At 64.0% G+C, this 20,454-nt stretch carries 16 protein-coding genes; 5 read left to right on the top strand and 11 right to left on the bottom strand.

The window, feature by feature from the left end; translation table 11 throughout:
- The first annotated feature begins 39 nt into the window (after positions 1-39).
- Both EKH49_RS01110 and EKH49_RS01115 read left to right on the top strand, forming a co-directional pair.
- Positions 40-1,455 (top strand): aspartate ammonia-lyase, encoded by a 1,416-nt coding sequence (locus EKH49_RS01110; RefSeq protein ID WP_128469584.1) that lies wholly within the window; start codon positions 40-42, stop codon positions 1,453-1,455.
- Between the two features lie 14 nt (positions 1,456-1,469).
- On the top strand, positions 1,470-2,948 hold the full coding sequence (locus tag EKH49_RS01115; RefSeq protein ID WP_128469278.1) for an amino acid permease: 1,479 nt from the start codon (positions 1,470-1,472) through the stop codon (positions 2,946-2,948).
- Positions 2,949-3,020: 72 nt separating this feature from the next.
- On the opposite strand, the gene EKH49_RS01120 is transcribed toward EKH49_RS01115, so the two are convergent.
- Positions 3,021-3,797, bottom strand: coding sequence for a hypothetical protein (locus tag EKH49_RS01120; RefSeq protein ID WP_128469279.1), 777 nt, complete (start codon positions 3,795-3,797; stop codon positions 3,021-3,023).
- Positions 3,798-4,003: 206 nt separating this feature from the next.
- On the opposite strand from EKH49_RS01120, the gene EKH49_RS01125 reads away from it, so the two are divergent.
- On the top strand, positions 4,004-6,061 hold the full coding sequence (locus EKH49_RS01125; RefSeq protein WP_128469280.1) for a S9 family peptidase: 2,058 nt from the start codon (positions 4,004-4,006) through the stop codon (positions 6,059-6,061).
- A gap of 34 nt (positions 6,062-6,095) precedes the next feature.
- On the opposite strand, the gene EKH49_RS01130 is transcribed toward EKH49_RS01125, so the two are convergent.
- The 8 genes from EKH49_RS01130 to EKH49_RS01165 form a co-directional block, all read right to left on the bottom strand.
- Positions 6,096-8,669: a hypothetical protein gene (locus EKH49_RS01130; protein WP_128469281.1), complete on the bottom strand. Its 2,574-nt coding sequence runs from the start codon at positions 8,667-8,669 to the stop codon at positions 6,096-6,098.
- Positions 8,669-10,177, bottom strand: a complete 1,509-nt coding sequence (locus EKH49_RS01135) for a hypothetical protein (RefSeq protein WP_128469282.1) — start codon at positions 10,175-10,177, stop codon at positions 8,669-8,671. The genes EKH49_RS01130 and EKH49_RS01135 overlap by 1 nt, the downstream gene beginning before the upstream one ends.
- 5 nt (positions 10,178-10,182) lie before the next feature.
- Positions 10,183-11,115: a sigma-70 family RNA polymerase sigma factor gene (locus tag EKH49_RS01140; protein ID WP_330857397.1), complete on the bottom strand. Its 933-nt coding sequence runs from the start codon at positions 11,113-11,115 to the stop codon at positions 10,183-10,185.
- Between the two features lie 46 nt (positions 11,116-11,161).
- Positions 11,162-11,524 (bottom strand): carboxymuconolactone decarboxylase family protein, encoded by a 363-nt coding sequence (locus EKH49_RS01145; RefSeq protein WP_236640972.1) that lies wholly within the window; start codon positions 11,522-11,524, stop codon positions 11,162-11,164.
- Positions 11,525-11,737: 213 nt separating this feature from the next.
- The gene (locus EKH49_RS01150) at positions 11,738-13,153 is read right to left on the bottom strand and encodes a dihydrolipoamide acetyltransferase family protein (RefSeq protein WP_128469286.1); all 1,416 of its coding nucleotides are present in this window, start codon (positions 13,151-13,153) and stop codon (positions 11,738-11,740) included.
- Between the two features lie 21 nt (positions 13,154-13,174).
- Entirely contained in the window at positions 13,175-14,152 is a 978-nt protein-coding gene (locus EKH49_RS01155) for an alpha-ketoacid dehydrogenase subunit beta (RefSeq protein ID WP_128469288.1), read from the bottom strand.
- Positions 14,153-15,295: a pyruvate dehydrogenase (acetyl-transferring) E1 component subunit alpha gene (pdhA, locus tag EKH49_RS01160; protein ID WP_128469289.1), complete on the bottom strand. Its 1,143-nt coding sequence runs from the start codon at positions 15,293-15,295 to the stop codon at positions 14,153-14,155. It lies immediately after the preceding gene.
- Positions 15,296-15,422: 127 nt separating this feature from the next.
- A complete protein-coding gene (locus tag EKH49_RS01165; protein WP_128469291.1) occupies positions 15,423-16,532 on the bottom strand; it encodes a histidinol-phosphate transaminase in 1,110 nt (369 codons plus the stop codon).
- A gap of 82 nt (positions 16,533-16,614) precedes the next feature.
- Here EKH49_RS01165 and EKH49_RS01170 point away from each other — a divergent pair, with 82 nt between their 5' ends.
- The gene (locus EKH49_RS01170; protein WP_128469292.1) at positions 16,615-17,001 is read left to right on the top strand and encodes a phage holin family protein; all 387 of its coding nucleotides are present in this window, start codon (positions 16,615-16,617) and stop codon (positions 16,999-17,001) included.
- A gap of 162 nt (positions 17,002-17,163) precedes the next feature.
- Here the strand turns inward: EKH49_RS01170 and EKH49_RS01175 are convergent, their stop codons facing one another.
- Both EKH49_RS01175 and EKH49_RS01180 read right to left on the bottom strand, forming a co-directional pair.
- Positions 17,164-18,513, bottom strand: a complete 1,350-nt coding sequence (locus tag EKH49_RS01175) for a hypothetical protein (RefSeq protein WP_128469293.1) — start codon at positions 18,511-18,513, stop codon at positions 17,164-17,166.
- A gap of 2 nt (positions 18,514-18,515) precedes the next feature.
- The gene (locus EKH49_RS01180; protein ID WP_161567412.1) at positions 18,516-18,947 is read right to left on the bottom strand and encodes a hypothetical protein; all 432 of its coding nucleotides are present in this window, start codon (positions 18,945-18,947) and stop codon (positions 18,516-18,518) included.
- Between EKH49_RS01180 and purB the strand changes: the two genes are divergently transcribed.
- Positions 18,928-20,337: an adenylosuccinate lyase gene (purB, locus tag EKH49_RS01185; RefSeq protein ID WP_128469296.1), complete on the top strand. Its 1,410-nt coding sequence runs from the start codon at positions 18,928-18,930 to the stop codon at positions 20,335-20,337. The genes EKH49_RS01180 and purB overlap by 20 nt on opposite strands.
- Positions 20,338-20,454: the final 117 nt, after the last annotated feature.

A 20,454-nucleotide genomic window follows, 5' to 3' on the forward strand; every position in this document is an offset into this window, starting at 1 on the left:
GTTCCCACCCAATCAATGAACACTGGAGAAGAATCCACCATGCCTGAAACCTTGCTCAGCGGCCAGACCCGCACCGAGCATGACCTGATCGGCGACCGCGAGATCCCGGCGGAAGCCTATTGGGGCGTGCACACCCTGCGCGCCAAGGAGAACTTCGACATCACCGGCACCGCGCTGTCCGGCAACCCGCACCTGATCCGCGCATTGGCGCGCGTGAAGCAGGCGGCCGCCCGGGCCAACCACGAGCTCGGTCTGCTCGACGCCCAGCGCGCCGCGGCCATCGACACGGCCTGCGAGCGCATCGTCGCCGGCGAGCTGCACGACCAGTTCATCATCGACCCGATCCAGGGCGGGGCGGGCACCAGCACCAACATGAACGCCAATGAGGTCATCGCCAACCTGGCGCTGGAGATCCTCGGCCATGCAAAGGGCGAGTACCAGCACCTGCACCCGAACGACCATGTGAACCTGTCGCAGTCCACCAACGACGCCTACCCGACCGCGGTGAACATCGCCACCCACTTCGCCACCCAGCCGCTGCTGGCGGCCATCGAGGTGCTGCAGGATTCCTGCAACGCCAAGGCCGCAGAATTCCGCACCGTCGTGAAGATGGGCCGTACCCAGCTGCAGGACGCCGTGCCGATGACCGTGGGCCAGGAGTTCCGCGGCTGGGCGGTGACCCTGGGCGAGGACCGGGCGCGGCTGGAGGAATCGCTGTCGCTGGTCACCGAGATCAACCTCGGCGCCACAGCCATCGGCACCGGGCTGAACGCCCCGGCCGGCTACGCCGAGGCCGCCTGCCGCCACCTGCGCGAGCTGACCGGCCTGCCGCTGACCACCAGCCCGGATCTGATCGAGGCCACCAGCGATGTGGGCGCCTTCGTGCACCTGTCCGGAGTGCTCAAGCGAGTGGCGCTGAAGATCTCCAAGATCTGTAACGACCTGCGCCTGCTCTCCTCCGGACCGCGCGCTGGCCTGAATGACCTGCAGCTGCCGGCCGTGCAGTCCGGCTCCTCGATCATGCCGGGCAAGGTCAACCCGGTGATCCCGGAAGTGGTCAGCCAGATCGCCTACCAGGTGGTGGGCCACGACTTGACCGTGACCATGGCCGCCGAGGGCGGGCAGCTGCAGCTGAACGCCTTCGAGCCGGTGATCGCGCACTCCATCGGCCTGTCGCTCAAGTACCTGGCCAACGGCTGCCTGACGCTGGCGCGCATGTGCATCGACGGGATCACCGTGGACGAGCAGGCGCTGCGCCGCGAGGTGGAGAACTCCATCGGCCTGGTCACCGCGCTGAATCCGCGCCTGGGCTATGCCGCGTCCACTTCGGTGGCCCTCGAAGCGCTGCACACCGGACGCGGCGTGGCCGAACTGGTGCTCGAACGCGGCCTGCTTTCGGCCGAAGACCTCAATGAGCTGCTCTCCCCCGAGCGGCTTGCCAACCTCACCGACTAGATCCAAGGAATCTTATGGATAATTCCACCCCGCACGCCACCGCGGCGCACGTCCCCGATGCCGCGCTGACTGCCGGCGACAACGATTACCACAAGGGCCTGTCCTCCCGGCAGATGCAGATGATCGCCATTGGCGGCGCGATTGGCACCGGCCTGTTCATGGGCGCCGGCGGACGCCTGGAGGCGGCCGGCCCGGGCATCGTGATCAGCTACGCGGTCTGCGGCTTCTTCGCCTTCCTGATCCTGCGGGCGCTGGGCGAACTGGTCATGCACCGCCCGTCCACCGGCTCCTTCGTGTCCTACGCCCGCGAGTTCTACGGCGAGAAGGCGGCGTTCGCCACCGGCTGGCTGTACTGGCTGAACTGGGTGATGACCGCCATCGTGGACATCACCGCGGTCGCCCTGTACATGGGCTTCTTCGGCAAATACGTGGGGTGGATCAGCTCGGTGCCGCAGTGGCTCTGGGCGCTGGTGGCGCTGGCCGTGGTGCTCACCATGAACCTGATCTCGGTCAAGGCCTTCGGCGAGATGGAATTCTGGTTCGCGCTGGTCAAGGTCGTGGCCCTGGTGGCATTCCTGATTGTCGGCTGCTACTTCGTCATCTTCGGCACGCCGCTGGACGGGCATGAGGTCGGCTTCTCGCTGCTGGCCGATAATGGCGGGCTGCTGCCCAACGGCCTGCTGCCGGTGCTGGTGCTGATGCAGGGCGTGGTCTTCTCCTATGCGTCCATCGAGCTGATCGGCACCGCCGCAGGCGAGACCGCGAACCCGGAAAAGGTCATGCCAAAGGCCATCAACACCGTGATCATCCGCATTGCCGTGTTCTACGTCGGCTCGCTGGTGCTGCTCTCGCTGCTGCTGCCCTACTCGGCCTACAGCGCCGGGGAATCGCCGTTCGTGACCTTCTTCGGATCCATTGGCGTGCAGGGCATGGACGTGGTGATGAACCTGGTGGTGCTCACCGCAGCGCTGTCCTCGCTGAACGCCGGGCTCTACTCCACCGGGCGCACCATGCGCTCCATGTCGTTGAACGGGTCGGCGCCGAAGTTCGCCGGACGCATGAACAAGGCAGGAGTGCCCTACGGCGGCATCGTGATCACCGCCGTGGTGGCAGTGTTCGGCGTGGTGCTCAACGCCGTGGTCCCGGCCAAGGCCTTCGAAATCGTGCTGAACTTCGCTGCCATCGGCATCATTGCCTCCTGGGCGATGATCGTGCTGTGCCAGATGGCGCTGGTGAAATCGGCCAAGCGCGGAGAGCAGGATCGCCCGAGCTTCCGGATGCCGTTCGCCCCGGTTTCCGGCTGGGTCACCCTGGGCTTCCTTGCCCTGGTGCTGGTGATGATGGCCTTCGACAATCCGGTGGGCACCTGGACCATTGCCTCTCTGGTGATCATCATTCCGCTGATCATCGGCGGCTGGTACCTGTGCCGCGGACGGATCAACGAGATCGCCGAGGCACGGCTGCGCAACGAGCAGCCGGCCAACCAGGGATAGCAGGTTCCCCGAACCGGTCCGGATGCAGCATCGCGCTGCTTCCGGGCCGGTTTTCTGCGTTCCGCAGCTGGGTTAGCCGACGGCAGGTTCCACGCTGAGCAAGATGTCGCGCACCAACGCGTACTGCTCGGTGTCCAGGAACTGCTGCGCTTGCTGCTTGGTCGGGTCGTCGGGAACACCATGGTCTTCCAGATAATCCTCTTCAACCCACATCATCGGCGACTGCTCGCCGATCCTGAAGAAGTTCAGATCCGGGTTCTCATCGCGCTTGGCGAGCTCTTCGTCATCGATCAGGGCAATGCCGAATCCTGAATCCTTCTCGCCGTCTTCCTGGTCCGTCGATTCCCAGAACTCGGCAATCAGGCTAGTGGGATGGAATCCGGTGTCCGCTCCGGGATTTTCAAGTTCCTTGCGGTCCAGCAGCTCCCGTTCATACAGCGCCATATCTCCATCCGGAGAGGTTGCCGTGGTGGGGATCAGGGTCAGCACGTGCTTGCCTTGCGCGTTCTTGATCTCCCATTCGTCCCATTCGGTGCATTCGCCGTCGCAGTCATCCCCGGTGGCAGTCCACTGTTCCGGGGTAAAGAAGCGGATGCCATGCACTTCATGCACCTGATTCAGCTCTGGCGCCGCCGAGCTTGACTCATCCGGGCTTCCGGTGCTTTGCGTTGGGCTGGCTTCGGGACTGGAGGCCGTCGGCGCGCTGGCACTTGCCGATGGCGACGTTCCGCTGGGTGCTGCGCTCTGGCTTTCGGCCGGTTCCGGCTCGGCTCCCTGGCAGGCAGCCAGCATCAGTGCTGCTGCGCACATCATCGGGAGCGCGCCAAGACGGGTTCTGGCACGGTTCATCTTTTCCAACTCCTTGATCGATTATCCGGTCATGCAGCTGACATCGCGAGCTCCCCCATGGAACCCATCCTCCACGGCCTTGCAGGTTTTTCCAATAGCTGCGGCATCACGCCTTGATTACAAGTTGCACCGGCCCTTCGTTCCGATGCCGCGTAATTTTCGATATTCGGTAGTGCCCGACCGCGAACAGTGGCAAGATATGTGAAGTGGAACACTCTAAGCATTCATTTCATAATTTAGATTCTTTTATCGGCCTGGGCCGGCTCAGCGGACTGGCGCTCTCCCCCGACGGCACGAAGCTCGTCACCACCCTCAGCACCCTGTCCGAGGATGAGACGAAATACGAAAGCGCCCTCTGGTCGCTGGACCCCAAAGGCCAGGAACCGGCACGCCGGCTGACCTTCGGCGAGCACGGCGAATCGCAGCCGCAGTTCACCGCCAACGGCGACCTGCTCTTCGTGTCCAAGCGCTCATCCAAGGAAGACGCCAAGGCCGAAGGATGGATCCTTCCGGTGGCAGGAGGCGAAGCCCGCTCGGTGATCTCCCACCCGGCCGGGGTGCAGTCCTTGCGGATCTGCAAGCAGTCCCCGCAGACCATCGTGCTGCGCACCTCGGCCTTCAGCCGCGCCAAGGATCTGGAGGCCGAAGCGGCACTGCGCACCGGCCGCAAGGACAAGAAGGTCTCGGCCATCCTGCACACCGGCTACCCGGTGCGCTTCTGGGACGAAGACCTGGGCCCGTCCACCCCGCACTTCTACACCGGCTCCCTGCCGGACCCCCAGGACACCAGCGGCACCCAGCTCACCGATCTCACCCCGGGCATCGGCGCGAACCTGGAGGATACCTACTACGATGTCGCTGCCAACGGGGCCTTCCTGATCACCGAATGGCAGGTTCCCGAAGGCCGGGCTTCCTCGGCCCCGGGCTTGATGCGGATCGACCTGCACACCGGCGCCCACGAAATGCTGCTCGCCCCCGACGACACGTACGAATACACGCTGGGCAAGATCAGCCCGGACTCCACCCAGCTGGCCTATGCACGTTGGGAGCGTTCCACCGCCGAAACCGCCCCGGTCTTCGAGCTGTGGCTGATGGACCTGGCCGACGGCGCCACCCATCGGATCGCCGCCGGCTGGGACCGCTGGGTCAGCGACCTGCAGTGGGTTCCCAATGGACGCTCGCTGCTGCTGGTCGCGGACGACAACGGCCATGCCCCGGTCTTCCACCTGAGCTTGTACAACGACAAGATCACCCGGCTCACCGACGAGGGCGCGTTCACCGACGTGGTCATCAGCAGCGACTCGCGCACCGCCTACGCGTTGCGCTCCAGCTACCTGCACCCGGCCGAACCGGTAGCCATCGACCTGGCGCACACCGGCGACCTGGAGCCGGGCGAATTCGCCGCCTTGACCGAGCTGCGCTCCCCGGTTGCCCGCCCGGCCTTGCCGGGCACGCTCACCGAGGTGACGACCACGGCCGAAGACGGATCGAGCGTCCGCGCCTGGCTGGCCCTGCCGGAATCAGCTTCTGCCACCAACAAGGCGCCGCTGCTGCTGTGGATCCACGGCGGACCGCTGGGCTCGTGGAACGCCTGGAGCTGGCGCTGGAGCCCATGGCTGCTGGTAGCCCAGGGCTATGCGGTGCTGCTGCCGGATCCCGCCCTGTCCACCGGCTACGGCCAGGCGTTCATCCAGCGCGGCTGGGGCCGCTGGGGCCAGGAACCGTACACGGATCTGCTGGCCATCACCGATGCCGCCGAGGCGCGCGCTGACATCGATGAAACCCGCACCGCCGCGATGGGCGGCTCCTTCGGCGGCTACATGGCCAACTGGGTGGCAGGGCACACCGACCGCTTCAAGGCCATCGTCACGCACGCCAGCCTGTGGGCGCTGGAAGGATTCGGGAAGACCACCGACGCAGCGTTCTACTGGACCCGCGAGATGAGCCCTCAAATGCGCGAGCTGAACTCCCCGCATCATTCGGTGGGCAGCATCGTCACCCCGATGCTGGTCATCCACGGCGACAAGGACTACCGGGTGCCCATCGGCGAAGGCCTGCGCCTGTGGTACGAGCTGCTGGCCGATTCGGGGCTGCCGCAAAAGGAAGACGGCAGCACCGAGCACCAGTTCCTCTACTTCCCGGATGAGAACCACTGGATCCTGACCCCGCAGCACGCCAAGATCTGGTACCAGGTGGTCACCGAGTTCCTCTCGCAGAAGGTGCTGGGCAACGAGGCGCAAGACCTGCCCGAGCTGCTGGGCTGAGTCCGAGCAGAATCCGGCTGCCGGGGCGGGTGCATTACCGCCCCGGCAGCGCCACTTCCGCCGGGGCATCCCCGCCGGCGCCACGGCTGGCCAGCACCAGCGCCTTGGCCCGCCGCGCCACATCGGCATCGCGTTCGCCCAGCAACGCCACCAGCTGAGCCAGATGCGCCGCGCGCTGGGCATAGCTTGCCTGCAGGCGCTGTCCCAGGGTCATCGAGGACAATTCCTCGGCCTCGCGCCACGCCATCATCAGGGCACGCTCGAACAAGCGCTGGCCTGCCTCGTCGGCAGTCCCCGCCTCGCTGGCCCCGAGCACGGCCACAGCATTGATCTGCGAATCCTCCAGGCCCATGGCCAGCTGCTCCAGCTGGCGGCGCGATTGCTGCACCGACCGCGAACCGCGGGAGAACCGGGTCAGCTGCGTGCTCGCCCCGAGCAGGTACTGGATCACCTGGAAAACGTTGATGACCGTGAAGAACAGCATGAACACGAGCATCCAGTAGAGCAACGTGGTGTTGTAGTCGGGCTGCTCGTAGCCGGCCCGCTTGAGCACCACGGCGAAGTCCTCGGCCGCGCCGGCCGCTTCCATGGCCGGATAGTTCGACTCGTAGATGCTGCCGTGCTCCCACCCGCCGGTCGTTCCCCAGGAGGCGGTACCGCTGATGACCGCACCGGAAATCAGCCCGGGCATGATGCCCTTGCCTCCATCCGTGATCAGCAGCGGGATAATCGTCAGGTCCTCGGGCAGCTCGCCGCTGGCGGGATCCGCGCGATCGGAGTATTCGTCCTTGATCCGCAAGATCGCCGAGCGCACGCTCTGGGGTGTCGATTCGCGGAATTCATAGCCTTCGACCTCGTTGAGATCCAGGTAGGCCTCCGCATCGCGGACCGCGACCAGGATCCGCTGCGGGGTATCGAAGTCTTCCTCCATGTACCGGCGGATCTCGGCCTCGTCCACCAGTTGGCCCTGGTCATCGATTTCAAGTTCCATCCCCCGGCCGGACCCCTCATAGGTGCGCTCGGGCTCGTTGGCTATCGAGGAGACAATGAGCCCGGAGGCGATCAGGCTGCCCACCAGCAGGGCCGCAAGCAGCCCGAACTTCCACGCCCGGCGCAGCTTCGGCGGTTCATCGCCAGCTGCCTTGCGCGTGCCGGCGAGCCGGGCCAGCATGCGCTGCCAGCCAGCAGGTTCGCCCGAGTTCCCTCCAGCGGCCTGGTCGGTCTGCAGCGTGTCGCCGAGCACCCCGCGGGCCAAAGCATTCGCGGTAGCGATCCGCTGCAGCGCGCTCTGCTTGGTAACCGGTGGCAGCCCCAGGCTGGCGCGCAGCTCATTGTGCTGGGCACCAATCGGCGGCACCTCCTGCTTCTGGCCCCGCGGATAACGGCGCAACCGGGTGGAGATCTTCGCGGCGAGCTTGGCCAGCTGCTTTTCGGCGTCGGCCCAGCGCTCGATGGCTGAGCGCTGGCCGGTGTCGCCGTGGGCGGCGTTGAGCAGTTCGCCCAAGGCGCCGCGGAAATCCTCCAGGTCCTTGCCGGCAACCATGGTGCCGGGGGCCGTTTCCAGCCGGATCAGCAGCGCTGTGGCGGCATCATTGATCGGGGCGCTGAGCTTGTCGAATGTGGACCCGGTGCCGGCCAGGTCGGCATGCACCGAGCCGGCGCCCATCAGGGAGTCGGCCAGTTCGGTCAGCTTGCGCGCGTCGGTTTCAAAGGCGGCCAGCTGCTGTCCGGTGTCCTTGTCCAGGCAGGTGGCACGGTCGAAGATCTGGCGCACCAAGGGGTCTTCGCGCCGGGCCGCATCAAGGGAGAGCGCTTCGAGCTGTTGCCAGGCCTTGGTGAAGCCAGCCGGGCGCTGCCCCGGATCAGCTGCCTGATAAGTGGCTTCCAGCGCTTCGAGATCCAGGACCACGCGGGCCAGCTTGCGCTGCGCCGCGGCCAGCCGCCGGTGCCGGGATGCCCACCGGGAACGGAAGCGCAGGGCGCTGGCCAGCAGGGCGGCCGTGAGCATGGCGCTGGCGCCGACCACGGCGAACCAGAAGATCGCCGAGTTGCTCGGCGAATCATCCAGCAGCACCGCGGCGGTATGCGCGGCGGCCACCGCCGCCTTGGGGCCGTGGCCTACCGAGATGTTCTTGATGAAGGCATTCTCGATATCGAAGCGCAGGTCGTTATGCGCGTCATCGGAGGCGACCAGGTTCCGGTCCAGGCCCACCCCTGAGAAGCGCTGCTCGGCCTCGCTTTGCCCGGAATCCCGGTTGTCCATCTTGGTCGAGACGATGATCTGGTTTTCGGGCACTTCCCCGCGCAGCAGTTCATCGCCGGTTAGCCAGCGGTCGGCAATGACCAGTTCCAGCGGGGCCGTGGCCCGCACCGGATGCCGGGCCAGCTCGGCATCCACCGTCTGCTGGGTGATGTTGAAGCCGTTCTCACCCTGGACCACCACCGTGACCGCATAGGGTGCAGGGACGTTGGCTGCCTGCACCGCAAGCACCGCGCGCACGCCAAGGGCCGTGGTCACCAAAGCCATGAAAATGGCAGCGATGGCGGTCCAGTGGAAGGGGCGGCGCAGGCGCCGGCCGGCGGAATCATGCATCAAGCGAGCAGGCATCAGCGGACCTCGCTTCCCGGCAGGAAATTCCTGAGCACCGCGATGGGATCATTCTCCAGTGCATCGGCGGAAGCTTGGGCCCCAGCCATCCGCTCCCCTAGCCCCAGAGGTACTTTGATCCGCGCTTGTCCGGCTTGCGCCAGCGCATCGCGCAGCACGCTATCGAGCTCGTCGCGCAGCTCCCATAACCGTTCAAGGATTCCAGGAGCATCCTGGGCTCCGGTGTTCCGCCGGCCCACCCGGGTTCGCAGCAGCTGCAGCTCATCGGTGTGGGTGATGATCACGGTGCGCGCAGCCTGGGCGCAACCCAGCTGCCCGGCCCCGGGAAGGTCAAGGAACAGCGCCAGGTCTTCCAGCCGCTCACGGTGGTATTCGAAGATCCGGTCCCAGGCTTCGCGTGCATCCCGCGGCCGGCCCGCGAAACCGCGGGCCAGCTGGACTGCGCCGCGCAGCAGCGAGAGTTCGCGTTCGCGGCGGCGCAGATCTGCCAGCTGCTGTTCGGAGACCTGCTCCTGGACGGCGATCCCCGGATCCAGGTCCTGTGTCCGCTGGGCACCGTGCTGGGTGCCGGCGCGCTGCTTTTCCAGTTCCGCCATCACCCGGGCCAAACGGCCCTGTTCCTGCAGTCCGAGGCCGGGGACCGGGTTGCTGCCGAGGTAGCGGCTTGCTTGCTGGATCCGCGATTCGAGCACTTCGGCCTGCTTGAGGCGTTCGGCGGCCGCCGCCTTCTTGGCCTTGCGGCGCTTGGCGCGCCACGCCCAGGCGAGCATGAAGACGATTGCCACCGCGAGCACGCCCACGGCGATCACCTTGGCCAGCGTCCGGTCAGGCGGCGCCTGCAGGTGCTGAGTCGTGGCCAGCGCGACCTCGTTGATGCCTGCGGTGTAGTCCCCTGCCCTAAATGCCTCGTCCCCGGCTGCCAGGATCTTCTGGCTGGACCCGGGTTCCGTTTCGCGGATATCGCGCCCGGGATCCACGAAGACCTCGACCTCATCGGCGGGGTCCTCGGGCAGCATCACGCCGATGGCAATCCAGCCTTTGCCGACGTAGCCCAGGGTCTTTCCGTTCTCCAGCCAGTCATCGCTCAGCGCGTCGCTGTCCCCGAACATCAGCATTCCGCGCACCAGCTGCGCGGCTCCCTTGAGGTTGTTGGGTTTCTGGTCCACCCCGAGCAGGATTTTCGCGTCCTGCTCGCCCACGGCCTGCCGGACCTGGTCCATGATCCTTTCCGAATCCACGTCATCGAGTGCCGCGTCAGTCACCGCAAGGTAGAAGTTGCCTTCCTGGGATGTCACCGACGGGATGAGCACCGTGCCCTCGTCTTCGGCCTCATCGCTGGGCATCGCCGAGGGGTACACCGGTGCCGGAGCTTCGGATTCCGTGGCCGCACTGGACGCGTCGACTGGGATGGTGGCGGTGCTGAGGCCGAGCACAACAGCGGCTGCCAGCAGGCATGCGCACTGGATCCTGCCCAGTGCCGACGGACCGAAACTGCGGGGTCGATTCATGGAAACTACTGTATCAACAATGATTTGAGAAACTTCGCTCCACGTGGAACACGTCGGCCGCTACCCGTGCAGCATGTCCACTGCGCGTTGGCATGGGTGAGCTTGTTCGGGTTGGACACCAGCAAGATGGTTTGAATGTGTCCTGCGGACACTTCGATCGCCACCAGATCCTGCCGGTCATGGAGCTTGAAGAGCAGCGCCGGCGCCGCATTCGCTTCGCCCAGAAAGACGCTGCGCCCTAGGTTTTTCCGCTCAACGCCAACCAGGAAGCGGGCAATGCGCTGCGCGCCAAGCACCGGGTTCAACGCGGCCCTGGCCTTGCCGCCGCCATCGGAGTAAAGCACCGCATCCGTGGCCATGAGCCTGACCAGTCCCTCAGCATCTCCGTGGCGTATGGCGGCAACGACGTGAGACAGCAATGACCATGTTTCGCTTGCGTCACTGCTGGGCGCTTCGGCGTGACCCAGTTCCTTGCCGGCACGGCTCAACAGCTGCCGGACCGCGTCCGGCGACGTCTCCAGCACCTCGGCGATCTCCGCGGCCTTGTAGCCCAGGGCATGGTGCAGCACGTAGGCGGCCCGGGCCTGGGGCGAGAGCTCCTCGAGGAGGAAGAGCACACCGAGGCGCAGCATCGATCTGCTCAGGACCTCATCTTCGGGAAGCGCCAGCTGGCCTACCGGCTCGGGCAGCCATTCCCCGTCATACTCGGTGCGCTGGCGCTGGGCCGAACGCAGCACGTCAATCGCCCGGCGCGTGGCCAGCGTGGTGAGGAACGCCGGCCAGTTGCGCACCTGTTCGGCGGCTTCCGAGGCGAGCTTGAGCAACTGCTCGGCCACCACGCTAACCACGTCTTCGGCCTGCGCCCACACGCCGAGCATGTTGTAGGCCAGGACGGTCAGCCGGGGCTTCTCGGCGTCCCACTGCGCCAGGACGGCGATTCCGTTGGTTGCTCCACGCGCCCGATTCTACCTGCGCTTCCCGGCACTAGTCGCGCACTGGCGGTTCGAGCTGGGTCGGGATCGCGATGCGGTTCCAGACATTGATCGTGGCGATCGCCAGGATCAAGTTGCCGATTTCTTCCTCGCTGAATTCGTCAGCGGCCGCGTCCCAGACTTCGTCGCTGACCCCGGTGGCAGGATCAAGCCGGGTCACCGCATCGGTCAGCCGCCGGACAGCGCGCTCGGCATCGGTAAACAGCGGCGAATCGTTATAGGCAGCCACAGCAAAGAGCTTCGCGATGGACATGCCCATCTCCATCGCGTCGTGGGAGTGCATATCGGTGCAGAAGGAGCAGCCATTGAGGATCAAAGCGCGCAGCTTCACCAGCTCGTAGAGTTCCTTCGGCACCGACTGGCTGGCGTAGGCTTCCAGCCCCAGTACGGCGGCGTACCCCTTCTTTTGTGCGTTTTGCTCAGATTCATGCGCATGGAGTGTCTGCTGTCATTCGATTACCGGGCAAGTTCCTTCCCTTCAAAAGTACGTCGAAACCGGGACTTAAACTGTGACACCCCGGAGAGAACTCTTTTCATAAGTTCTCTCCGGGGTGCTGTTATCCGCAGCTCAGTCCAGCAGCATGGCTGGTTCCTGCAGGATCGATGCCACATCGGCCATGAAGCGGGCCGAGAGGTCGCCGTCAACCACGCGGTGGTCGAAGGATCCGCCCAGAGTGGTGATCCAGCGCGGGACCACTTCGCCGTCGACAACCCACGGCTTCTGGCGGATCGTGCCGAAGGCGACGATGGCCACCTCGCCCGGGTTGATGATCGGGGTACCGGTGTCGATGCCCAGCGCGCCGATGTTGGTGATGCTCAGCGAACCGTCGCGCATGTCCTCCGGGCGGGTCTTGCCGGCACGCGCGGTCGTGGCCAGCTCGTTCAGCGCGATGGCCAGTTCCTTCATGTTCAGGTTCTGCGCGTCCTTGATATTCGGCACCAGCAGGCCGCGCGGGGTAGCAGCGGCGATGCCCAGGTTCATGAAGCGCTTCTGGTGGATCTCCGCGCCGTTCTCGGTCTCCACCCAGCTGGCGTTCACCGAAGGGTTGCGGGCGGCAGCCCAGATCACGGCCCGGGCCAGCACCAGCAGCGGCGAGACCTTGATTCCCTCGAAGTCGCGGGACTTCTTCAGCCGGGCTACGTATTCCATGGTGCGGCTGGCATCCACGTCCACGAAGATCGAGACATGCGGTGCGGTGAAGGCCGAGTCAACCATGGCCTTGGCGGTGGCCTTGCGCACGCCGCGCACCGGGGTGCGCTCGATGCGGGCGTCGGCCAGCTGGCCGTGGGCCCAGTAGGTTGGCGCCGCCGCATGCTCGGCTTCGCGCTGGGCCTGGTAGCTGTTGACGTCTTCACGGGTGATTTCGCCCTGGGTTCCGGTGCCCACCACATCGTTGATGTCGATGCCCAGCTCCTTGGCCAGGCGGCGTACCGGTGGCTTGGCCAGCACGCGGTCAACGAAGTTCGCCATCGCCGGCTTGCGGCGATCCACTTCGCGGGTCACTGCGGTGCCCAGGGACTGCGCGCGGCGCGAGATGGTCTCGGCCAGTGCGGATCCGGAAGCGCGGACCGCTGCGGTGCGCGCACCGGCAGCCGACGGAGCGGGCCGGCTGGTGCGCTTGCGGCGCACCGGGGAATCAGCGGTCGGTCCCGAACCGACGAGCGGGCCGGGTTCCTCGTTGGCCTGCGGCGCCGCGGTAGCCAGCGCCTCGGCTGGTTCCGGGGTGCCGGTCGGGGCCGGCTTGCCGCCCTCCTCGTCGATGGTGATCAGCGGGTTGTCCACCAGCACGGTGTCGCCTTCATCCGCGTGCAATGCGGTGACTACACCGGCGAAGGGGCAGGGCAGCTCGACCAGCGACTTGGCGGTTTCGATCTCGACGAAGATCTGGTTGACCTCGACGGTGTCCCCTACCTTGACCTTCCAGGAAGCGATATCCGCTTCGGTCAACCCTTCGCCCACATCGGGGAGATTAAAGACTGTCATTTCTACTCCTTGGATTCCGCTTTAGTAAGCGAAGGACCGGTCGAGGGCTTCAAGCAACTTGTCGATATCCGGCAGGTACTGGGATTCCACCTTGGAAATCGGGTACGGCATGTGGAATCCGCCCACGCGCAGCACCGGTGCTTCCAGCGAGAGGAAGGCGCGCTCGGTGATGCGGGCCGCGATCTCGCCGCCCAGGCCGCCGAAGGTCGGCGCTTCGTGGGTGACAATCAGCCGGCCGGTCTTCTGCACCGATTCGGTGATGGTGTCGAAGTCGATCGGCGAGAGCGAGCGCAGGTCGATGACCTCGATGGAGCGGCCATCTTCCAGTGCGGCATCCGCGGCAGCCAGGGCGATCGGCACCAGCGGGCCGTAGGCCACGATGGTCGCGTCGGTGCCAGGGCGGACCACCTGCGCCTTGAACGCATCCAGCGCCGGGGTCTCGATGTCCACTTCGCCCTTGAGCCAGTAGCGGCGCTTGGGCTCGAAGAAGATCACCGGATCCTGGCAGTTGGCCGCCTGCTGGATCATCCAGTAGGCGTCATGCGCGTTGGACGGGGTGATGATGCGCAGGCCCGCGGTGTGGGCGAACAGCGCTTCCGGAGATTCGGAGTGGTGCTCGATGGAGCCGATGCCGCCGCCGTACGGGATGCGGATGACCACCGGGGTGGTCAGCCGGCCCTCGGAGCGGGCGTGCATCTTGGCCAGCTGGGTGGTGATCTGGCTGAAGGCAGGGAAGACGAAGCCGTCGAACTGGATTTCCACCAGCGGGCTGAAGCCGCGCAGGGCCATGCCCACCGCGGTGCCGACAATGCCTGCCTCGCCCAGCGGCGAGTCGATGACGCGGTGCTCGCCGTACTTGTCGATCAGCCCGTCGGTGATCCGGTACACGCCGCCGAGGCGTCCGATGTCCTCGCCCATCAGCAAGGACTTGTCGTTGGTTTCCAGCACCTTGTCCAGGCCGCTGGTAATGGCCTTGGCCAGGGTCATTGTGGTGGTCATTTAGTGCTCTCCCTCAGCCGCATCGGCGAATCCTGCTTCGTATTCCAGATGCCAGGCCAGTTCTTCCTGGATCAGCGGATGCGCTTCGGCGTAGACCTGCTCGAAGGACTTGGCCAGCGGCGGGACAGGGAAGGCCATGGCGTCTTCGCGGACCTTGGCGGCCATCGCGTCGGCGTCGGCGGACAGCTGCTCGAAGAAGGCATCATCAACCAGGTTGTTATCGCGCAGGTAGGTTTCCAGACGGACCAGCGGATCCTTCGGGGCCCACATGGCTTCTTCTTCGCTCATGCGGTATTTGGTCGGATCATCGGCGGTGGTGTGCGCGCCGAGACGGTAGGTGACGGCCTCGATGAGCACCGGGCCCTTGCCGCTGCGTGCGTGTTCCAGCGCCCAGCGGGTCACCGCCAAGACTGCCAGCACGTCATTGCCGTCCACGCGGATCCCGGGCATCCCGTAGCCGGCGGCGCGGTTGACCAGCGGGACCTTGGACTGGACCTCGAAAGGCACGGAAATCGCCCACTGGTTGTTCTGGCAGAAGTAGACCACCGGTGCGTTGAACGAGCTGGCGAAGACCATGGATTCATGGGTTTCGCCTTCGGTGGAGGAGCCGTCGCCGAAGTAGGCGACAACAGCGTTGCCTTCCTTGGCGCGGCGGGCTTCATCCCATCCGCGCTGCTCCATGTTCAACGCCATGCCGTAGCCGGCGGCATGCGGCATCTGCGCGGCCAGCACCATGGTGTACATGTGGAAGTTGTTTTCCCGGGGATCCCAGCCGCCGCCGGAGATGCCGCGGAACAGGCGCAGCATTTCCGAGAAGGAGACGTCGCGGGTCAGCGCTACGCCGTGCTCGCGGTAGGTGGGGAAGATGTAGTCGCTTCGGCGGGTGGCGCGGCCGGAACCGATCTGCGCCGCTTCCTGCCCGCGCAGCGGGACCCAGAGGCACAACTGCCCCTGGCGCTGCAAAGCTGTGGCCTCTTGGTCGAATCGACGCGTCAATGCCATGTCGCGGTAGAAACCGCGAAGCATGTCATCATCAACGTCGCCCAGATACGCATCGTACGTTTCGTGGGGCTGACGCTGGCCGTCCGGAGTCAGGATCTGAATCAGATCCGGCTCCGTCGCAGGGGTCGCAGCTCGCGTCATTTATCATCCTTCGGTCATAAATATGCCCCACGCGGAATACATTCCGCATGGGACATATACGGCTTGTCCAGTTCCTAAGCCTATAGGCTTTGACCGCTAAAACGCGAGAAATCAGCGCCAGTTACCCCTATGCCAGGTCGAGTGATTCCTTGCACAGTTCAATAAAGCGATCGTTTGCCTCAACTTCGCCGATGGAGACCCGCACTCCCTCGTTCGAGAAGCCGCGCACAGACAACGCCACGGCGTTGGCCCGCTCGACAAACTGGCCGGTCTTTTCTCCCAGCGGCAGCCAGACGAAGTTCGCCTGGGTGGAAGGAATCTTCCAGCCCATCTCGGCCAAGGCCGCGGCCACCCGTTCGCGTTCGGCCACCAGCCCCTCGACACGCTCAAGCACCTGGTCAATATTGGCCAGCGAAGCGACCGCTGCATCCTCGGCCACGCTGGAGACGGCGAACGGGGTGGCGACCACGCGGATGTTCTCGGTGATCTGCGGGTGGGCCACCGAGTAGCCGACCCGGAGATTCGCCAGGCCGTGGGCCTTGGAGAAGGTGCGCAGCAGAACGACGTTTTCGTTCTCGTTGTAGGTGTGGATGCCATCCACCGATTTCTCATCCCGGACGAACTCGATGTAGGCCTCATCCAGGACCACCAGCACGTTCTTCGGAACGCGTGCCAGGAAATCATCGACCTCGGCCTGGGTGAGTACCGGTCCGGTCGGGTTATTCGGGGTGCACAGCAAGATCACTGAGGTGTTCTCGTTCACCGCGGCGATCATGGATTCCAGATCGTGGCGCCCATCTTCCAGCAGTGGAATCTCCACCGGCAGCGCACCGGCAGTCTGCACGAGAATCGGGTAGGCCTCGAAGGAACGCCACGCATAGATGACTTCATCCTGGATGCCGTCCTCGTTCTGGCCTGCGAAGGTATTCAGAATCTGCACCAGCGCGCCGAGGGAACCGGCGCCGGTCACGATATCTTCAGCCGGCACATCCAAATAGTCGGCGAGGGCCATGCGAAGCTTGGTCGATAGCGGGTCTGGATAGCGATTCAGGCTGTCCTGCTTGACGACTGCCTGATGCACAGCTTCCAACGGGCCAAAGGGAATCTCGTTCGATGACAGCTTGTAAGCTTGGACGCCTTCAACTGGAGCAGGCGGCTTGCCCGCAGCGTATTTTGGCAAACGTGCAACTACGGAGCGTGGCTGCACCTGATCTTGGGTCACCGGGTTCTCAGTCATACCTCAAAGCCTAGTCCTCACTATGGGTTTAGCGATATCCAAGGTTCATCCGAATCCCAGATTTCTGTGCCAAAGTTAAGCCATGAGCTTTCTGATTCGAGTCATCGTCAATGCGCTTGCCCTCGCCGCCGCCGTGTGGGTGGTGCCCGGCCTCAAGATCGTCGCGGCAGGCGAAGGCACCATGAGCACGGTCATCGCCTATCTGGTCGTTGCTGTCATCTTCGGCTTGGTCAATGCCTTGGTCCGTCCAATCGTCAAGCTTTTCTCCTTGCCGATCACCTGCCTCACCCTGGGCTTGTTCACCATCGTGATCAATGCCCTGATGCTCTTGCTGACTTCATGGCTGACGACCTTCACGCCCATCGAACTGGTCATCGAGCAGTTCTGGTGGGATGCCATCGCCGGCACGATCATCATCGCCATTGTCTCGGCGGTCCTCGGATTATTCGTCAAGAGCGATAACGACTAAGCGGTCTACCGCTCACGGCAAGAAGAAGACGGCAACCGGCAGGTGCCGTCTTCTTTGGTTAATTCCCAATTCGCCGGCCCGGTCATCTCCCCGTTTCCGCTGCCTGTTACTGTGGCGTCGGAAGATGCTGGCCTTGGACAGTGCGCTGCAACTTTGGGCATCTTAATGGGGCGGCGCCACATGCTTGAGCCGTTGCTTCTCCTCTTCCGTGATAGGCCGAGGTTCTTTTGGTTTCCGCTCCAGCTTGAACATGCGGATTTTCACCAGGGATTCGGGAAGGTAGTACTTCTTCAGGTGCTCCCTGATTTCCAGCTTCGGGTTCTCATCGATTTCCAGAAGGTGGTCACCGTAATTCTTGAGGTTATGCGGAGCGCCAAAGATGCCATCGTCGGGCAAGATGTCCTCCATGTGCTCCCGCGGGCCCGGGAAGGTTATGGTGTAATGCTCCCCCTTCCCGGGATTGGGCCCGCCATCGGTGCCGGGCACCATATCCTTCTGGTCTTCAACTGACAGGCTGCGTACGTCTTCCGGCAGGTCAATGGTCCCGATGGGCGATCCAAGGGTCAGGACTTTATTCAGCTTGTACTTGTGCTGCAAGAACTTGTTCTTCGACAACTGGGCCACATGAATGCCGCCTTGCGAATACCCGGAGAGGATGACCTCATCTCCCTCTTTCGCTCCACTGATCTCCAGTGCCTCATCAAGCGGTTTCGCGAAGTTCTCGGATTCCACCCCGAAGCCGTCGGCGATGCCTTCCGGGCCAAAAGGCGAAGGAACTTCCGAGTCATTCTGCGTCCCCGGGAAGATCGCAATGTACGTGTCGTCGTCAGCCTTCACGATCATGATTTTCCCGTTGTTCTCCGTCCCTTCGCCTTCCAGCATTTGGTGCAACTGGAAATAGCTTTGCATTTTTCCATCGACTTCAACCGTTTGCGTTGGATCCTGGCCGGTGAGCTGTATTTCCGTATTGCGATCTTCTCCCAGCCGCCGGATAAAGCCCGACAGATCCTTGGCTGCATCTTCGATTTGCTCGGTCAGCGTCAGGTTCGATCCGAAGGGCAAGCGCGGCAGATACGAGAACACCAGGCGCAGGAACATTTCCATGCTTTCCAGGGGCGGACGCCAGTCGTTGTCGCGGGTCTCGGAAATGAAGTCTCCCACCAGCACGGCTCCCGTGCTGGCTAGCACCATCCGTTCAGCAGCGGACTCGGCAACTTCATAGTTCCGCATGGCTTCGGAGACTTTTGCGGTCAGATCGAACGCTGTAATTTGCCCTTCTCTGGACTGCTGGTAGGCGTCCCTGATCAAGTCGCCCAACAGCCCGACGTTATACCCCCTGGCACCGATGCCTGACACCATGCACTGCAGATCCAGGTCGCGCTGGCACCTATCTGCTCCCTGCGCGGCTTTGAGCAGTACATCGCATATGCCATCGATATCGTTGGCAACCCGCTGGCAGATCTCCCCGGCCTCGGCGTAATCCAGCGAGTTGTAATTGACTTCATATCCCATGGCTACGGTGCCATTCGCTGGTTCATGATTTGCGCTTCGAGGTTCTGGATCTCCCGCATGGCTACCCCCACGTACTCTTCCGCGTCGCCCAGTTCGCTGTTGAGCATCTCCAGCCGACGGCTCAGCTCGTCGACATTGTCCAAAAACGCCTTGCCTGCCTTGGAATTCCAAGTCAATGAATGGATTGACCCCAACTGCGCGATGGCGAACTGAGTGGTTTTCCGTGCGTCATCGAGCTGGCTCGCCACCGTCAACAGCGTCGCTTGAAACATCATTTTCCTGCTCCGCATCCTTGAGAATTTGTCCACCATCATGGACAGCCGCGATTCGGTGCCAGCAAAATTTGGGCCCGGTTGTGGAAACAGGAACGGTGTAAAAGATGTGATGCAGCGCCGAGGATGGAAGAATATGAGCATGGCTGAGATTGCGCGCACTTCCCTTGCTAATGAACCACTGGCTTTGACTGCCCTCGACGGACGCTACCGCAGCGCCGTGGCACCGCTGGTCGACTACCTTTCCGAAGCGGCTTTGAACCGCGACCGCGTTCACGTTGAAGTTGAATGGCTGATCCATTTGACCGACAACTCCGTTCTTCCAGGCACCTCCCCGCTGACTGCGGACCAGAAGGCTGCGCTGCGCAAGATCGTCACCGATTTCAATGCTGACTCCGTGAAGGAACTGGCCGAGATCGAGGCTGTCACCGTTCACGATGTGAAGGCAGTGGAGTACTACATCGCCAACCGCCTGGAAGCGATTGGCATCGGCAACCTCAAGCCGCTGGTGCACTTCGGCTGCACCTCCGAAGACATCAACAACCTGTCCTACGCCCTTGGCGTTCAGGGCGGCGTGCAGCAGGTATGGCTGCCGGCAGCCCGCGACCTGATTGCCCAGCTGTCCAAGATGGCCGAGGAATCCCGCGACGTGCCAATGCTCTCGCGCACCCATGGCCAGCCGGCCACCCCGACTACCCTGGGCAAGGAACTGGCAGTTCTGGCCTGGCGCCTGACCCGCCAGCTGGACCGCGTCGAGAAGACCGAGTACCTGGGCAAGATCAATGGTGCCACCGGCACCTATGCGGCCCACTACGCTTCGGTTCCAACCGCCGACTGGCAGAAGGTCTCCAAGGACTTCGTCGAGCACCTGGGCCTGACCTGGAACCCCCTGACCACCCAGATTGAATCCCACGACTGGCAGGCCGAGGTCTACGCAGACATCGCCCGTTTCAACAGCATCCTGCACAACCTGTGCACCGATGTCTGGAGCTACATCTCCATCGGCTACTTCGCGCAGATCCCAGTGGCTGGTGCCACCGGATCCTCGACCATGCCGCACAAGGTCAACCCGATCCGCTTCGAGAATGCAGAAGCGAACCTGGAGATCTCCAACGGCCTGCTGAACACCCTGGGTTCCACCCTGGTCACCAGCCGCTGGCAGCGCGACTTGACCGACTCCTCCTCGCAGCGCAACATCGGCACCGCCATCGGACACTCGGTGCTGGCGATCTCCAATGTCGCCAAGGGCCTTGACCGCCTGGATGTTGCCGAGGCCGTGCTGGCCGAGGATCTGGACCACAACTGGGAGGTCCTCGCCGAGGCCATCCAGATGGTCATGCGCGCCGAGGCCATCGCCGGTGTCGAGGGCATGGACAACCCATACGAGCGCCTGAAGGACCTGACCCGCGGCCACCGCGTGGATGCGGCCCGCCTGAAGGAATTCGTTGGCGAGCTGGGCCTGTCGGCCGATGCTGAAGCCCGCCTGCAGTCCCTGACCCCGGGCACCTACAATGGCATCGCTTCGCAGCTGGTTGACCACCTGAAGAAGTAGCCCACGGCAAAGCCGGGCCCGGTACGTCGAATTTCGACGTACCGGGCCCGGCTTTTCGCTTGTGCACAGGCCAACTGGTGATTCACCGCGCGCATCGGCACGGCGCCAGATACCCTG

Origin of the sequence: Glutamicibacter sp. HZAU (assembly GCF_004100365.1) — a bacterium.
In the GTDB taxonomy this organism is placed as follows: Bacteria; Actinomycetota; Actinomycetes; order Actinomycetales; family Micrococcaceae; genus Glutamicibacter; species Glutamicibacter nicotianae.

What these genes read in the sequence shown, in the direction of transcription:
- EKH49_RS01175 (WP_128469293.1), bottom strand. Translation starts at nt 18,513, where the DNA reads ATGGGATATGAAGTCAATTACAACTCGCTGGATTACGCCGAGGCCGGG.
- EKH49_RS01130 (WP_128469281.1), bottom strand. Translation starts at nt 8,669, where the DNA reads ATGCCTGCTCGCTTGATGCATGATTCCGCCGGCCGGCGCCTGCGCCGC.
- EKH49_RS01155 (WP_128469288.1), bottom strand. Translation starts at nt 14,152, where the DNA reads ATGACCACCACAATGACCCTGGCCAAGGCCATTACCAGCGGCCTGGAC.
- pdhA (WP_128469289.1), bottom strand. Translation starts at nt 15,295, where the DNA reads ATGACGCGAGCTGCGACCCCTGCGACGGAGCCGGATCTGATTCAGATC.
- EKH49_RS01165 (WP_128469291.1), bottom strand. Translation starts at nt 16,532, where the DNA reads ATGACTGAGAACCCGGTGACCCAAGATCAGGTGCAGCCACGCTCCGTA.
- EKH49_RS01120 (WP_128469279.1), bottom strand. Translation starts at nt 3,797, where the DNA reads ATGAACCGTGCCAGAACCCGTCTTGGCGCGCTCCCGATGATGTGCGCA.
- purB (WP_128469296.1), top strand. Translation starts at nt 18,928, where the DNA reads ATGGCTGAGATTGCGCGCACTTCCCTTGCTAATGAACCACTGGCTTTG.
- EKH49_RS01110 (WP_128469584.1), top strand. Translation starts at nt 40, where the DNA reads ATGCCTGAAACCTTGCTCAGCGGCCAGACCCGCACCGAGCATGACCTG.
- EKH49_RS01170 (WP_128469292.1), top strand. Translation starts at nt 16,615, where the DNA reads ATGAGCTTTCTGATTCGAGTCATCGTCAATGCGCTTGCCCTCGCCGCC.
- EKH49_RS01135 (WP_128469282.1), bottom strand. Translation starts at nt 10,177, where the DNA reads ATGAATCGACCCCGCAGTTTCGGTCCGTCGGCACTGGGCAGGATCCAG.
- EKH49_RS01150 (WP_128469286.1), bottom strand. Translation starts at nt 13,153, where the DNA reads ATGACAGTCTTTAATCTCCCCGATGTGGGCGAAGGGTTGACCGAAGCG.
- EKH49_RS01115 (WP_128469278.1), top strand. Translation starts at nt 1,470, where the DNA reads ATGGATAATTCCACCCCGCACGCCACCGCGGCGCACGTCCCCGATGCC.